This is a genomic window from Streptomyces sp. LS-MS-L19 (assembly GCF_058382285.1).
Map to the genome: position 1 here is coordinate 5,998,853 of NZ_JBYCLL010000001.1, position 13,332 is coordinate 6,012,184.

The 13,332-nt window shown below is 66.2% G+C and carries 24 protein-coding genes; all 24 read left to right on the forward strand.

All coding sequences use genetic code 11. From position 1 onward, the window contains the following. The first annotated feature begins 37 nt into the window (after positions 1–37). The 24 genes from AC2XR2_RS26835 (at position 38) to AC2XR2_RS26950 (ending at position 13,223) form a co-directional block, all read left to right on the forward strand. Positions 38–865: a hypothetical protein gene (locus tag AC2XR2_RS26835; RefSeq protein ID WP_449352379.1), complete on the forward strand. Its 828-nt coding sequence runs from the start codon at positions 38–40 to the stop codon at positions 863–865. Between the two features lie 432 nt (positions 866–1,297). Beyond that, positions 1,298–1,606, forward strand: coding sequence for a 30S ribosomal protein S10 (gene rpsJ / locus AC2XR2_RS26840; protein WP_003948644.1), 309 nt, complete (start codon positions 1,298–1,300; stop codon positions 1,604–1,606). A 17-nt stretch (positions 1,607–1,623) separates the two neighbouring features. Next, entirely contained in the window at positions 1,624–2,268 is a 645-nt protein-coding gene (gene rplC, locus AC2XR2_RS26845) for a 50S ribosomal protein L3 (RefSeq protein WP_123762508.1), read from the forward strand. Positions 2,269–2,272: 4 nt separating this feature from the next. Further along, positions 2,273–2,929 (forward strand): 50S ribosomal protein L4, encoded by a 657-nt coding sequence (gene rplD, locus AC2XR2_RS26850; protein ID WP_123762509.1) that lies wholly within the window; start codon positions 2,273–2,275, stop codon positions 2,927–2,929. Further along, complete coding sequence (gene rplW / locus AC2XR2_RS26855; RefSeq protein ID WP_053846787.1) at positions 2,929–3,348, forward strand: 50S ribosomal protein L23; 420 nt, start codon at positions 2,929–2,931, stop codon at positions 3,346–3,348. The genes rplD and rplW overlap by 1 nt, the downstream gene beginning before the upstream one ends. 38 nt (positions 3,349–3,386) lie before the next feature. Next, complete coding sequence (gene rplB / locus AC2XR2_RS26860; RefSeq protein ID WP_030039757.1) at positions 3,387–4,223, forward strand: 50S ribosomal protein L2; 837 nt, start codon at positions 3,387–3,389, stop codon at positions 4,221–4,223. A gap of 12 nt (positions 4,224–4,235) precedes the next feature. Beyond that, the gene (gene rpsS, locus AC2XR2_RS26865; RefSeq protein ID WP_007384069.1) at positions 4,236–4,517 is read left to right on the forward strand and encodes a 30S ribosomal protein S19; all 282 of its coding nucleotides are present in this window, start codon (positions 4,236–4,238) and stop codon (positions 4,515–4,517) included. A gap of 44 nt (positions 4,518–4,561) precedes the next feature. Further along, positions 4,562–4,909, forward strand: a complete 348-nt coding sequence (gene rplV / locus AC2XR2_RS26870; RefSeq protein WP_003974262.1) for a 50S ribosomal protein L22 — start codon at positions 4,562–4,564, stop codon at positions 4,907–4,909. Then, entirely contained in the window at positions 4,909–5,733 is an 825-nt protein-coding gene (rpsC, locus tag AC2XR2_RS26875) for a 30S ribosomal protein S3 (RefSeq protein ID WP_062023386.1), read from the forward strand. The genes rplV and rpsC overlap by 1 nt, the downstream gene beginning before the upstream one ends. A 5-nt stretch (positions 5,734–5,738) precedes the next feature. Then, positions 5,739–6,158 (forward strand): 50S ribosomal protein L16, encoded by a 420-nt coding sequence (rplP, locus tag AC2XR2_RS26880; protein WP_004927269.1) that lies wholly within the window; start codon positions 5,739–5,741, stop codon positions 6,156–6,158. Next, the gene (gene rpmC, locus AC2XR2_RS26885; RefSeq protein WP_010036720.1) at positions 6,158–6,382 is read left to right on the forward strand and encodes a 50S ribosomal protein L29; all 225 of its coding nucleotides are present in this window, start codon (positions 6,158–6,160) and stop codon (positions 6,380–6,382) included. Before rplP ends, rpmC begins: the two co-directional genes overlap by 1 nt. Continuing rightward, positions 6,382–6,669: a 30S ribosomal protein S17 gene (gene rpsQ, locus AC2XR2_RS26890; protein WP_007384073.1), complete on the forward strand. Its 288-nt coding sequence runs from the start codon at positions 6,382–6,384 to the stop codon at positions 6,667–6,669. Before rpmC ends, rpsQ begins: the two co-directional genes overlap by 1 nt. Before the next feature lie 110 nt (positions 6,670–6,779). After that, positions 6,780–7,148, forward strand: a complete 369-nt coding sequence (rplN, locus tag AC2XR2_RS26895) for a 50S ribosomal protein L14 (protein ID WP_003998823.1) — start codon at positions 6,780–6,782, stop codon at positions 7,146–7,148. A gap of 2 nt (positions 7,149–7,150) precedes the next feature. Next, a complete protein-coding gene (gene rplX, locus AC2XR2_RS26900; RefSeq protein ID WP_003992365.1) occupies positions 7,151–7,474 on the forward strand; it encodes a 50S ribosomal protein L24 in 324 nt (107 codons plus the stop codon). Beyond that, the gene (gene rplE / locus AC2XR2_RS26905) at positions 7,474–8,031 is read left to right on the forward strand and encodes a 50S ribosomal protein L5 (protein WP_020135807.1); all 558 of its coding nucleotides are present in this window, start codon (positions 7,474–7,476) and stop codon (positions 8,029–8,031) included. The genes rplX and rplE overlap by 1 nt, the downstream gene beginning before the upstream one ends. 5 nt (positions 8,032–8,036) lie before the next feature. Further along, positions 8,037–8,222 (forward strand): type Z 30S ribosomal protein S14, encoded by a 186-nt coding sequence (locus AC2XR2_RS26910; RefSeq protein WP_003956452.1) that lies wholly within the window; start codon positions 8,037–8,039, stop codon positions 8,220–8,222. Positions 8,223–8,432: 210 nt separating this feature from the next. Then, positions 8,433–8,831 (forward strand): 30S ribosomal protein S8, encoded by a 399-nt coding sequence (rpsH, locus tag AC2XR2_RS26915; protein WP_007384075.1) that lies wholly within the window; start codon positions 8,433–8,435, stop codon positions 8,829–8,831. A 25-nt stretch (positions 8,832–8,856) separates the two neighbouring features. After that, positions 8,857–9,396, forward strand: a complete 540-nt coding sequence (rplF, locus tag AC2XR2_RS26920) for a 50S ribosomal protein L6 (RefSeq protein ID WP_037719144.1) — start codon at positions 8,857–8,859, stop codon at positions 9,394–9,396. A gap of 3 nt (positions 9,397–9,399) precedes the next feature. Further along, a complete protein-coding gene (rplR, locus tag AC2XR2_RS26925; protein ID WP_030317315.1) occupies positions 9,400–9,783 on the forward strand; it encodes a 50S ribosomal protein L18 in 384 nt (127 codons plus the stop codon). Between the two features lie 39 nt (positions 9,784–9,822). Next, positions 9,823–10,428, forward strand: coding sequence for a 30S ribosomal protein S5 (gene rpsE, locus AC2XR2_RS26930; RefSeq protein WP_009190144.1), 606 nt, complete (start codon positions 9,823–9,825; stop codon positions 10,426–10,428). 2 nt (positions 10,429–10,430) lie between these two features. Continuing rightward, the gene (rpmD, locus tag AC2XR2_RS26935) at positions 10,431–10,613 is read left to right on the forward strand and encodes a 50S ribosomal protein L30 (RefSeq protein WP_003974250.1); all 183 of its coding nucleotides are present in this window, start codon (positions 10,431–10,433) and stop codon (positions 10,611–10,613) included. Between the two features lie 2 nt (positions 10,614–10,615). Next, complete coding sequence (gene rplO, locus AC2XR2_RS26940) at positions 10,616–11,071, forward strand: 50S ribosomal protein L15 (RefSeq protein WP_003974249.1); 456 nt, start codon at positions 10,616–10,618, stop codon at positions 11,069–11,071. A gap of 176 nt (positions 11,072–11,247) precedes the next feature. Continuing rightward, positions 11,248–12,561, forward strand: coding sequence for a preprotein translocase subunit SecY (secY, locus tag AC2XR2_RS26945; RefSeq protein WP_123762511.1), 1,314 nt, complete (start codon positions 11,248–11,250; stop codon positions 12,559–12,561). Beyond that, positions 12,561–13,223: an adenylate kinase gene (locus tag AC2XR2_RS26950; RefSeq protein WP_330265010.1), complete on the forward strand. Its 663-nt coding sequence runs from the start codon at positions 12,561–12,563 to the stop codon at positions 13,221–13,223. Before secY ends, AC2XR2_RS26950 begins: the two co-directional genes overlap by 1 nt. The last annotated feature ends 109 nt before the right edge of the window (positions 13,224–13,332 follow it).

The window sequence follows — 13,332 nt, forward strand, 5'->3', positions numbered from 1 at the left end:
CTGCCCGCTTCTTTCCCGCACCACGAAAGAGGTGGTAATGACCACTGGCAGACGTACGGCCACCGGGGTCGCGCTCGTGGGGGCGCTGGCCCTCACCCTCCTGAACGCCCCGGCGGCCCAGGCCCAGGACACCGGGATCAAGGTGACCGACATCGTGATCAACAAGGGCAAGCCGATCGTCGTCGGTACCTCGAAGCCGGTCGAACCGTCCATCAGCTTCACGATCACCCTGCCGTCCGGGTACAGCACGAGCGACCCGTTCCGCTACGACGCGTACCCCTTCATCTACCGGGGTGTCCTGAAGCACGCGACCAGCACCGGGGACAACTTCATCGGTCCGGGCGGTTACACCTGCTACGAGCAGAGCGACAAGGTGGCCGAGTGCGAGGGGTCCCTCTACATCGACCCCCACCCGAGCCAGGAGCACGTCGACTCCAACAGTGACGCCACCACCTGGAAGACCGCGGTGGCCCTGCGTCTGTTCAGGGCCAACGGCAGCCTCCTGGCCGAGGAGTACGAGACCCGGTCCCTCACCGTCCGGCTCAAGCGGGCGGCGAAGGTCACCGTGAACGCCTCGCCGGAGCCGGTCGTCAAGGGCAAGAAGATCACCGTCACCGGCAAGCTCACCCGGGCGGACTGGGCGACCAAGAAGTACGGCGGCTACGGCGGCCGTTCGGTCAGCCTCCAGTTCCGCGAGACGGGCACCAGCTCCTTCGTCACCGTCAAGAAGGTCACGACGAGCAGCACCGGCGCCCTGAAGACCACGGTCACCGCCTCGAAGGACGGGACGTGGCGGTGGGCGTACGGGGGGAACGACACGACGGGGGCCACGACGAGCGGCGGGGATCACGTGGACGTGCGCTGACGCGCCCCTCACGGGGAGCTGAGCGGCTCCGCGGCGGGCCGGAGACAGGACCTGTGTTTGACCTGCGTCACTCTCGGGGTAAGGTCTCCGGCTCGATTGGCCACGCCCGTGCCCCGTATGGCAGACTAGCGGGGTTGCTCGGTCGAGTGTTGATGCTGCGCGCCTCCCGCCGGGGGGACCGGAAGCGAGTCCCACAGTACTCGTCGCCCTAACTGCCGTAAGGCAGCGCTGGGGCGGACGTACGGGAATCTTCCGGGAAGTGTGGTGCGGCACTGGCCAGGCACCCGGTGAACCTCTTTCCCAAGGCAAGGGATGTTCGAACAAGGGACATCTGTGTCAGCGGGAGGGCGACACGCCCGACCGCGTGGGTCGGAGGAAGTCAAAGGACACCGGGTTCCAGAGCTGTAGAAGAGACAGGACTACTGAGTAGCCATGGCGGGACAGAAGATCCGCATCCGGCTCAAGGCCTACGACCACGAGGTCATCGACTCCTCGGCGAAGAAGATCGTCGAGACGGTGACCCGCACTGGTGCGTCGGTCGCGGGCCCGGTGCCGCTGCCCACTGAGAAGAACGTGTACTGCGTCATCAAGTCGCCGCACAAGTACAAGGACTCGCGCGAGCACTTCGAGATGCGCACGCACAAGCGCCTGATCGACATCCTCGACCCGACCCCCAAGACCGTTGACTCTCTGATGCGACTCGACCTCCCGGCCGGTGTCGACATCGAGATCAAGCTCTGAGGCCGGTGATCTGAACGATGGCTAAGCAGATCAAGGGCATCCTGGGCGAGAAGCTCGGCATGACGCAGGTGTGGGACGAGAACAACCGTGTTGTTCCGGTCACCGTCGTCAAGGCCGGCCCCAATGTCGTGACCCAGGTCCGTACGAACGACGTCGACGGCTACGAGTCCGTCCAGATCGCGTTCGGCGAGATCGACCCCCGCAAGGTGAACAAGCCCCTCAAGGGCCACTTCGCCAAGGCCGACGTCACGCCCCGTCGCCACCTCGTCGAGATCCGGACGGCCGATGCCGCCGAGTACACGCTCGGTCAGGAAATCACCGCCGAGGTCTTCGAGGCCGGCATCAAGGTCGACGTGACCGGCAAGAGCAAGGGCAAGGGCTTCGCCGGTGTCATGAAGCGTCACAACTTCAAGGGCCTCGGCGCCGGTCACGGCACCCAGCGCAAGCACCGCTCGCCCGGTTCCATCGGTGGCTGCGCCACCCCGGGCCGCGTGTTCAAGGGCCTCCGCATGGCGGGTCGTATGGGCAACGAGCGGGTCACCACCCAGAACCTGACCGTTCACGCCGTTGACGCGGAGAAGGGCCTGCTGCTCATCAAGGGCGCGGTTCCTGGTCCGAACGGCGGCCTCGTCCTGGTCCGCACCGCGGCCAAGGGGGCCTGAGGATATGAGCACCATTGACATTCTGTCGCCCTCCGGCGACACCGCCGGGACCGTCGAGCTCCCGGCCGAGATCTTCGACGTCGAGAAGGTCAGCATCCCGCTGATCCACCAGGTCGTCGTCGCGCAGCTGGCCGCTGCCCGCCAGGGCACGCACAAGACCAAGACGCGTGGCGAGGTCCGTGGTGGCGGCAAGAAGCCGTACCGCCAGAAGGGCACCGGCCGCGCCCGCCAGGGTTCGACCCGTGCGCCGCAGTTCGCCGGCGGTGGCGTCGTCCACGGCCCCGTGCCGCGTGACTACTCGCAGCGGACCCCGAAGAAGATGAAGGCCGCGGCCCTGCGCCACGCCCTCACCGACCGGGCCCGTCACAACCGCATCCACGTCGTCTCCGGCGTGGTCGAGGGCGCGACCCCCTCCACGAAGGCCGCCAAGTCGCTGTTCGGCAAGATCTCGGAGCGCAAGAACCTGCTCCTGGTCGTCGACCGTGCCGACGAGGCCTCGTGGCTGTCCGCCCGCAACCTGCCCCAGGTCCACATCCTGGAGCCGGGCCAGCTGAACACGTACGACGTTCTCGTCTCGGACGACGTGGTCTTCACCCAGGCCGCCTTCGAGTCCTTCGTGTCCGGCCCGAAGGCCACCGACACCGAAGGGAGCGAGGCCTGATGGCTACGCGTCACCCGAGCATCGCCTCCAAGGCTGCGAAGGCCGCCAAGGCCGCGCGCGTCGCCAAGGCGCGCCGCCACGCCGCCGAGGGCAAGAACACCGTCGTCACGCCGGCGAGCAAGGCCTTCACGGACCCCCGTGACGTCCTGCTGAAGCCGGTCGTGTCCGAGAAGAGCTACGCGCTTCTCGACGAGGGCAAGTACACGTTCATCGTGGCCCCCGGCGCCAACAAGACCCAGATCAAGCAGGCCGTCCAGGCGGTCTTCTCGGTCAAGGTCACCGGGGTCAACACGATCAACCGCCAGGGCAAGCGCAAGCGGACCCGCACCGGCTTCGGCAAGCGTGCCGACAGCAAGCGCGCGATCGTGACCCTTGCCGAGGGCGACCGTATCGACATCTTCGGCGGTCCGACCGCGTAAGCGGGTCGGATCGTCCGATATCGGACGAGGACTGAGAAATGGGAATCCGCAAGTACAAGCCGACTACGCCGGGCCGTCGCGGCTCCAGCGTCGCCGACTTCGTCGAGGTCACGCGGTCCACGCCGGAGAAGTCGCTGGTCCGCCCCCTGCACAGCAAGGGCGGCCGTAACAACGCCGGTCGTGTGACCGTTCGCCACCAGGGTGGCGGACACAAGCGCGCCTACCGTGTCATCGACTTCCGTCGCCATGACAAGGACGGCGTGCCGGCGAAGGTCGCGCACATCGAGTACGACCCCAACCGCACCGCGCGCATCGCGCTGCTGCACTACGCGGACGGCGAGAAGCGCTACATCCTCGCCCCGCGCAACCTGCAGCAGGGTGACCGCGTCGAGAACGGTCCCGGGGCCGACATCAAGCCGGGCAACAACCTGGCGCTCCGCAACATCCCGGTCGGTACCACGATCCACGCGATCGAGATCCGTCCCGGTGGCGGCGCCAAGTTCGCCCGCTCCGCCGGTGCCTCGGTGCAGCTGCTCGCGAAGGAGGGCACGATGGCCCACCTTCGTATGCCGTCCGGCGAGATCCGCCTGGTCGACCAGCGCTGCCGCGCCACGGTCGGCGAGGTCGGCAACGCCGAGCAGAGCAACATCAACTGGGGCAAGGCCGGCCGCAAGCGCTGGCTGGGCGTCCGCCCGACCGTTCGCGGTGTGGCGATGAACCCGGTTGACCACCCGCACGGTGGTGGTGAGGGCAAGACCTCCGGTGGTCGCCACCCGGTCAGCCCCTGGGGTCAGAAGGAGGGTCGTACTCGTTCGCCGAAGAAGGCTTCGAACAAGTACATCGTCCGCCGCCGCAAGACGAACAAGAAGCGCTAGGAGCGGGTTTAGATGCCGCGCAGTCTCAAGAAGGGGCCCTTCGTCGACGACCACCTGATCAAGAAGGTGGACGCCCAGAACGAAGCCGGTTCCAAGAACGTCATCAAGACCTGGTCCCGTCGCTCGATGATCGTCCCGGCCATGCTCGGCCACACGATCGCGGTGCACAACGGCAAGACCCACATCCCGGTGTTCGTCACCGAGTCGATGGTCGGCCACAAGCTCGGCGAGTTCTCGCCGACGCGCACCTTCCGGGGTCACGTCAAGGACGACCGGAAGTCGAAGCGCCGCTAAACGCGGATCGCATTCAGACACGTAAGTAACTGAGAGGGACAACCATGGAAGCCAGGGCCCAGGCGCGGTACATCCGCGTTACGCCCATGAAGGCCCGCCGCGTGGTGGACCTTATCCGTGGCATGGACGCCACGGAGGCTCAGGCGGTCCTGCGATTCGCTCCGCAGGCCGCCTCAGTGCCCGTCGGCAAGGTGCTCGACAGCGCCATCGCCAACGCCGCGCACAACTACGACCACACCGACGCCGACAGCCTCTTCATCTCCGAGGCGTACGTCGACGAGGGCCCGACCCTGAAGCGGTTCCGGCCGCGCGCCCAGGGCCGTGCCTACCGGATCCGCAAGCGGACCAGCCACATCACCGTGGTCGTCAGCAGCAAGGAAGGAACCCGGTAATGGGCCAGAAGGTTAACCCGCATGGGTTCCGGCTCGGTGTCACCACGGACTTCAAGTCCCGGTGGTACGCCGACAAGCTGTACAAGGACTACGTCAAGGAAGACGTCGCCATCCGTCGGATGATGACGTCCGGCATGGAGCGCGCCGGCATCTCGAAGGTGGAGATCGAGCGCACCCGTGACCGTGTGCGTGTGGACATCCACACCGCTCGTCCGGGCATCGTCATCGGCCGCCGTGGCGCCGAGGCCGACCGCATCCGCGGTGACCTCGAGAAGCTCACGGGCAAGCAGGTCCAGCTGAACATCCTCGAGGTCAAGAACCCCGAGACCGACGCTCAGCTGGTTGCCCAGGCCGTCGCCGAGCAGCTCTCCTCCCGCGTCTCCTTCCGCCGCGCCATGCGTAAGAGCATGCAGTCGGCGATGAAGGCCGGCGCCAAGGGCATCAAGATCCAGTGCGGTGGCCGCCTCGGTGGCGCCGAGATGTCCCGCTCGGAGTTCTACCGCGAGGGCCGTGTGCCCCTGCACACGCTCCGCGCGAACGTGGACTACGGCTTCTTCGAGGCCAAGACGACCTTCGGCCGCATCGGTGTGAAGGTCTGGATCTACAAGGGCGACGTCAAGAACATCGCCGAGGTCCGCGCCGAGAACGCTGCCGCCCGTGCGGGTAACCGCCCGGCTCGCGGTGGCGGTGCCGACCGCCCGGCCCGTGGTGGCCGTGGTGGCGAGCGGCGCGGTCGCAAGCCGCAGCAGGCTGCCGGCGCCGAGGCCCCCAAGGCCGAGGCCCCCGCCGCCGCTCCGGCTGAGAGCACCGGAACGGAGGCCTGACCGACATGCTGATCCCCCGTAGGGTCAAGCACCGCAAGCAGCACCACCCGAAGCGCCGTGGTCAGGCCAAGGGCGGTACGACGGTCGCGTTCGGCGAGTACGGCATTCAGGCCCTCACGCCGGCGTACGTGACCAACCGCCAGATCGAGGCGGCCCGTATCGCGATGACCCGCCACATCAAGCGTGGCGGCAAGGTCTGGATCAACATCTACCCGGACCGCCCGCTCACGAAGAAGCCTGCCGAGACCCGCATGGGTTCCGGTAAGGGTTCTCCCGAGTGGTGGATCGCGAACGTGCACCCGGGCCGGGTCATGTTCGAGCTGTCCTACCCCAACGAGAAGATCGCCCGTGAGGCTCTGACTCGCGCAGCCCACAAGCTGCCGATGAAGTGCCGGATCGTCAAGCGCGAGGCAGGTGAAGCGTGATGTCGGCCGGTACCAAGGCGTCCGAGCTGCGCGAGCTGGGCAACGAGGAGCTGCTGAACAAGCTCCGCGAGGCCAAGGAAGAGCTGTTCAACCTCCGCTTCCAGGCGGCGACCGGTCAGCTCGAGAACCACGGTCGGCTCAAGGCCGTCCGTAAGGACATCGCGCGGATCTACACCCTGATGCGTGAGCGCGAGCTGGGCATCGAGACGGTGGAGAGCGCCTGATGAGTGAGAGCAACGTGACTGAGCAGACTGCAGAGGCCCGCGGCTTCCGCAAGACCCGTGAGGGTCTCGTCGTCAGCGACAAGATGGACAAGACCGTCGTCGTCGCCGTCGAGGACCGCGTCAAGCACGCGCTGTACGGCAAGGTCATCCGCCGTACCAACAAGCTCAAGGCGCACGACGAGCAGAACGCTGCCGGCGTCGGCGACCGGGTCCTCCTCGCGGAGACCCGCCCGCTGTCGGCGACCAAGCGCTGGCGCGTCGTCGAGATCCTCGAGAAGGCCAAGTAATTTCCTGCGGGGATCATCCCGCAGGTCAGTTCCGCCAGGCTCGGCAGGGGCTCAACTCCCGTAAGGGATAAGGCCCCTGCCGGGAACCGGCAGACAAACAGGAGATAGACGTGATCCAGCAGGAGTCGCGACTGCGTGTCGCCGACAACACTGGTGCGAAGGAGATCCTTTGCATCCGTGTGCTCGGTGGCTCCGGTCGCCGCTACGCGGGCATCGGTGACGTCATCGTCGCCACCGTCAAGGACGCGATCCCCGGTGGCAACGTGAAGAAGGGTGACGTCGTCAAGGCGGTCATCGTTCGCACCGTCAAGGAGCGCCGCCGTCCGGACGGCTCGTACATCCGCTTCGACGAGAACGCCGCCGTCATTCTGAAGAACGACGGCGACCCTCGCGGCACCCGCATCTTCGGCCCGGTCGGGCGTGAGCTGCGCGAGAAGAAGTTCATGAAGATCATCTCGCTGGCTCCGGAGGTGCTGTAAGCATGAAGATCAAGAAGGGCGACCTGGTCCAGGTCATCACCGGTAAGGACAAGGGCAAGCAGGGCAAGGTCATCGCGGCCTTCCCCCGCGAGGACCGCGTCCTGGTCGAGGGTGTCAACCGGGTCAAGAAGCACACCAAGGCCGGCCCCACCGCTCGCGGTTCGCAGGCCGGTGGCATCGTCACGACCGAGGCCCCGATCCACGTCTCCAACGTCCAGCTGGTCGTGGAGAAGGACGGCAACAAGGTCGTCACGCGTGTCGGTTACCGCTTCGACGACGAGGGCAACAAGATCCGCGTTGCCAAGCGGACGGGTGAGGACATCTGATGGCTACCACCACGACTCCGCGTCTCAAGACGAAGTACCGCGAGGAGATCGCGGGCAAGCTGCGTGACGAGTTCAAGTACGAGAACGTCATGCAGATCCCCGGCCTCGTCAAGATCGTGGTCAACATGGGTGTGGGCGACGCCGCCCGCGACTCCAAGCTGATCGAGGGCGCCATCCGCGACCTCACCACGATCACCGGTCAGAAGCCGGCCGTCACCAAGGCCCGCAAGTCCATCGCGCAGTTCAAGCTGCGTGAGGGCCAGCCGATCGGTGCCCACGTCACGCTCCGTGGCGACCGCATGTGGGAGTTCCTGGACCGCACCCTGTCGCTCGCGCTGCCGCGCATCCGCGACTTCCGTGGTCTGTCCCCCAAGCAGTTCGACGGCCGTGGCAACTACACCTTCGGTCTCACCGAGCAGGTCATGTTCCACGAGATCGACCAGGACAAGATCGACCGTACCCGGGGCATGGACATCACCGTGGTGACCACGGCGACCAACGACGCTGAGGGCCGCGCGCTCCTTCGTCACCTCGGCTTCCCCTTCAAGGAGGCGTGAGCGAGATGGCGAAGAAGGCTCTGATTGCCAAGGCTGCTCGCAAGCCCAAGTTCGGTGTGCGTGCGTACACCCGCTGCCAGCGCTGCGGCCGTCCGCACTCCGTGTACCGCAAGTTCGGCCTGTGCCGCGTGTGCCTTCGTGAGATGGCTCACCGTGGCGAGCTGCCGGGCGTGACCAAGAGCTCCTGGTAATCCCCTAGTTGGGGTTACCTGAAGCTCTCGGTAAGCAAAGGGTTTGGTCAGGGGCCCACCCCTCCATGGCTTAGGCTAGGAGGGTTGGGCGCCCTGACGCCCGTACGACTTACTACGCCGTAGGTCCACCGCACCGCACCCGCCTCGTCTCGGATCGAGGAGAGGGATGGGCACCTGGAAACCCCGGCGAGAGAGGCCGAAGGCCAATTCATGACCATGACTGATCCGATCGCAGACATGCTTACGCGTCTGCGGAACGCGAACTCGGCATACCACGACTCCGTGACGATGCCGGCGTCCAAGATCAAGTCGCACATCGCGGAGATCCTCCAGCAGGAGGGCTTCATCACGGGCTGGAAGGTCGAGGACGCCGAGGTCGGCAAGAACCTCGTCCTCGAGCTGAAGTTCGGCCCGAACCGTGAGCGCTCCATCGCGGGCATCAAGCGGATCTCCAAGCCCGGTCTCCGGGTGTACGCGAAGTCCACCAACCTGCCCAAGGTCCTCGGTGGCCTCGGCGTGGCGATCATCTCCACGTCGCACGGTCTCCTGACCGACAAGCAGGCCGGCAAGAAGGGCGTAGGCGGAGAAGTTCTCGCCTACGTCTGGTAGCGGAAAGGAATCGGAGGAAACAGCTATGTCGCGTATTGGCAAGCTCCCCATCACGGTTCCCGCCGGCGTGGACGTCACCATCGACGGCCGTACGGTCTCGGTCAAGGGCCCCAAGGGCGAACTGACCCACACCGTCGCTGCGCCGATCGACATCGCCAAGGGTGAGGACGGCGTTCTCAACGTCACCCGCCCCAACGACGAGCGTCAGAACAAGGCCCTGCACGGCCTGTCCCGCACGCTGGTGGCGAACATGATCACCGGCGTGACCCAGGGTTACGTGAAGAAGCTCGAGATCAGCGGTGTCGGTTACCGCGTGCAGGCCAAGGGTTCGAACCTCGAGTTCGCTCTCGGCTACAGCCACCCGATCACCGTCGAGGCCCCCGAGGGCATCACCTTCAAGGTGGAGGCCCCCACCCGGTTCTCGGTCGAGGGCATCGACAAGCAGAAGGTCGGCGAGGTTGCGGCCAACATCCGCAAGCTGCGCAAGCCCGACCCGTACAAGGCCAAGGGTGTCAAGTACGAGGGCGAAGTCATCCGCCGCAAGGTCGGAAAGGCGGGTAAGTAAGCCATGGCATACGGACAGAAGATCCTGAAGGGCGACGCCTACAAGCGCGCCGCGATCAAGCGCCGTCACATCCGGATCCGCAAGCGGATCTCCGGTACGGCGGAGCGTCCCCGTCTGGTCGTTACCCGCTCCAACCGCCACATCGTGGCCCAGGTGATCGACGACATCAAGGGTCACACCCTGGCGTCGGCGTCCACCCTGGACACCACGGTGCGTGGTGGCGAGGGCGACAAGTCGGCGCAGGCCAAGCAGGTCGGTGCCCTGGTCGCTGAGCGCGCCAAGGCCGCCGGTGTCGAGGCTGTCGTGTTCGACCGTGGTGGCAACCAGTACGCCGGGCGCATCGCCGCCCTGGCGGACGCCGCCCGCGAAGCCGGCTTGAAGTTCTGAGCCGTTCGTAGCTAGCGGAAAAAGAGAGAGGTAATTCCAATGGCTGGACCCCAGCGCCGCGGTGGCGGTGCCGGTGGCGGCGAGCGGCGGGACCGGAAGGGCCGTGACGGCGGCGCTGCTGCCGCCGAGAAGACCGCGTACGTTGAGCGCGTTGTCGCGATCAACCGCGTCGCCAAGGTTGTGAAGGGTGGTCGTCGCTTCAGCTTCACCGCGCTGGTCGTGGTGGGCGACGGTGACGGCACCGTGGGTGTCGGTTACGGCAAGGCCAAGGAGGTGCCGGCCGCCATCGCCAAGGGCGTTGAGGAGGCCAAGAAGCACTTCTTCAAGGTCCCCCGTATCCAGGGCACCATCCCGCACCCCATCCAGGGTGAGAAGGCTGCCGGCGTCGTGCTCCTGAAGCCCGCGTCGCCCGGTACCGGTGTGATCGCCGGTGGTCCGGTGCGTGCCGTGCTCGAGTGCGCCGGTATCCACGACGTGCTGTCGAAGTCGCTCGGCTCCGACAACGCGATCAACATCGTGCACGCGACCGTGGAGGCCCTGAAGGGTCTGCAGCGTCCCGAGGAGATCGCGGCCCGCCGTGGTCTGCCGCTCGAGGACGTCGCTCCCGCGGCTCTTCTCCGTGCGCGTGCCGGGGCGGGTGCGTAATCATGGCGCAGCTCAAGATTACGCAGGTCAAGTCCTACATCGGCAGCAAGCAGAACCACCGTGACACCCTGCGCTCCCTTGGTCTCAAGGGCATCAACACGCAGGTCGTCAAGGAGGACCGCCCCGAGTTCCGCGGCATGGTGCACACCGTCCGCCACCTCGTGACGGTCGAGGAGGTCGACTGATCATGGCGGAGAACAACCCGCTCAAGATCCACAACCTCCGTCCCGCCCCGGGCGCCAAGACCGCCAAGACCCGTGTGGGTCGTGGTGAGGCGTCGAAGGGTAAGACGGCCGGTCGTGGTACCAAGGGCACGAAGGCCCGCTACCAGGTTCCGGAGCGCTTCGAGGGTGGGCAGATGCCCCTCCACATGCGTCTCCCGAAGCTGAAGGGCTTCAAGAACCCGTTCAAGACCGAGTTCCAGGTCGTGAACCTCGACAAGCTGGCCGCGCTCTACCCCGAGGGTGGCGAGGTCACCGTCGAGGGTCTGGTGGCCAAGGGTGCCGTTCGCAAGAACAGCCTCGTCAAGGTCCTCGGCCAGGGCGAGATCTCCGTGGCGCTGCAGGTGACGGTCGACGCCGTCTCCGGCTCCGCCAAGGAGAAGATCACCGCCGCCGGCGGCACGGTCACCGAGCTCGTCTGAGCGCGATGACGTAAAGCAGTACCCACCGGGGATACCTCACAACGGGGTATCCCCGGTTGGTCGTTCCACGGCGGGCCGTGTCGCCGGTAAGGTGGCCTGCACTGCTTTCCCACATATTCGTCGAACCTCAAGACCGTCACCCTTGACGCAGTAGCGCGGGGGTCGCAGGAGGCACCGTGCTCACCGCGTTCGCCCGGGCGTTCAGGACGCCCGACCTGCGCAAGAAGCTGCTCTTCACGCTCGCCATCATCGTGGTGTACCGCGTGGGTACCCACATTCCGATCCCTGGCGTGGACTACAAGTCCGTCCAGGAGTGCGTGGACCAGGCGTCCGGAAACCAGGGACTCTTCGGTCTGGTCAACATGTTCAGCGGCGGCGCACTGCTGCAGATCACGGTCTTCGCGCTCGGCATCATGCCGTACATCACGGCGAGCATCATTCTCCAGCTGCTCACCGTGGTCATCCCGCGCCTGGAAGCCCTCAAGAAGGAGGGCCAGGCCGGTACGGCGAAGATCACGCAGTACACCCGTTACCTGACGGTGGCGCTCGCCATCCTGCAGGGCACCGGCCTGGTCGCCACCGCCCGCAGCGGCGCGCTCTTCTCCGGCTGCACCGTCGCGTCGAGCATCGTCCCGGACCGCGCGATCTTCACCACGATCGTCATGGTCATCACGATGACCGCCGGTACGGCCGTCGTCATGTGGCTCGGTGAGCTCATCACCGACCGCGGCATCGGCAACGGCATGTCGATCCTGATGTTCATCTCGATCGCCGCCACCTTCCCGTCCGCGCTGTGGGCCATCAAGAAGTCGGGCACCCTGGCCGACGGCTGGATCGAGTTCGGCACCGTCATCCTCGTCGGCCTGGTCATGGTCGGCCTGGTGGTCTTCGTCGAGCAGGCCCAGCGCCGTATCCCCGTGCAGTACGCGAAGCGCATGATCGGCCGCCGGTCCTACGGCGGTACGTCGACGTACATCCCGCTGAAGGTCAACCAGGCCGGTGTGATTCCCGTCATCTTCGCGTCGTCGCTGCTCTACATCCCGGCTCTGATCGCGCAGTTCTCGAGCGGCAACTCGGGCTGGAAGACCTGGATCGAGGCCAACCTCGTCAAGGGCGACCACCCGATCTACATCACCCTTTACTTCCTGCTCATCGTGTTCTTCGCGTTCTTCTACGTGGCGATCTCCTTCAACCCCGAGGAAGTCGCCGACAACATGAAGAAGTATGGTGGCTTCATCCCGGGCATCCGGGCTGGCCGACCGACCGCTGAGTACCTCAGCTACGTACTCAACCGGATCACCTGGCCGGGTTCGCTGTACTTGGGTCTGATCGCTCTTGTGCCAACGATGGCGTTGGTCGGCTTCGGGGCAAGCCAGAACTTCCCGTTCGGCGGGACCAGCATCCTGATCATCGTGGGTGTCGGTCTCGAGACGGTGAAGCAGATCGAGAGCCAGCTCCAGCAGCGCAATTACGAAGGGTTCCTCCGCTGATGCGTATCGTCCTCGTCGGGCCGCCGGGTGCCGGCAAGGGAACGCAGGCCGCGTTCCTCGCCTCGAACCTGTCGATCCCGCACATCTCCACGGGCGACCTGTTCCGCGCCAACATCAGCCAGCAGACGGACCTCGGCAAGCTCGCGAAGTCCTACATGGACGCGGGCAACCTGGTTCCGGACGAGGTCACCATCGGGATGGCCAAGGACCGCATGGAGCAGCCGGACGCCGAGAACGGCTTCCTGCTCGACGGCTTCCCGCGCAACGTCTCGCAGGCCGAGTCGCTCGACGAGATGCTGCAGACCGAGGGCATGAAGCTGGACGCGGTGCTGGACCTCGAGGTCCCCGAGGAGGAGGTCGTCAAGCGCATCGCCGGCCGCCGCATCTGCCGCAACGACTCGGCGCACGTCTTCCACGTCTCGTACAAGGCGCCCAAGCAGGACGGCGTCTGCGACGTCTGCGGCGGCGAGCTGTACCAGCGCGACGACGACTCCGAGGACACGGTCCGCAAGCGGCTGGAGGTCTACCACACCCAGACCGAGCCGATCATCGACTACTACAAGGCCCAGGGCCTGGTGGTCACGATCTCGGCGCTCGGCAAGGTGGAGGACGTCACCGGCCGCGCGATGGAGGCCCTCAAGCGCGAGGACCACGCCGCGTAGCGGTTCTTCCCGTACTTCCCGTACGACAGCCGCGGTTCCCCTCCGGGGGGCCGCGGCTGCTGCGTGGGTGCACGTATCGTTGAAGGCGCCCGTCCCCTTACCCGCCCCC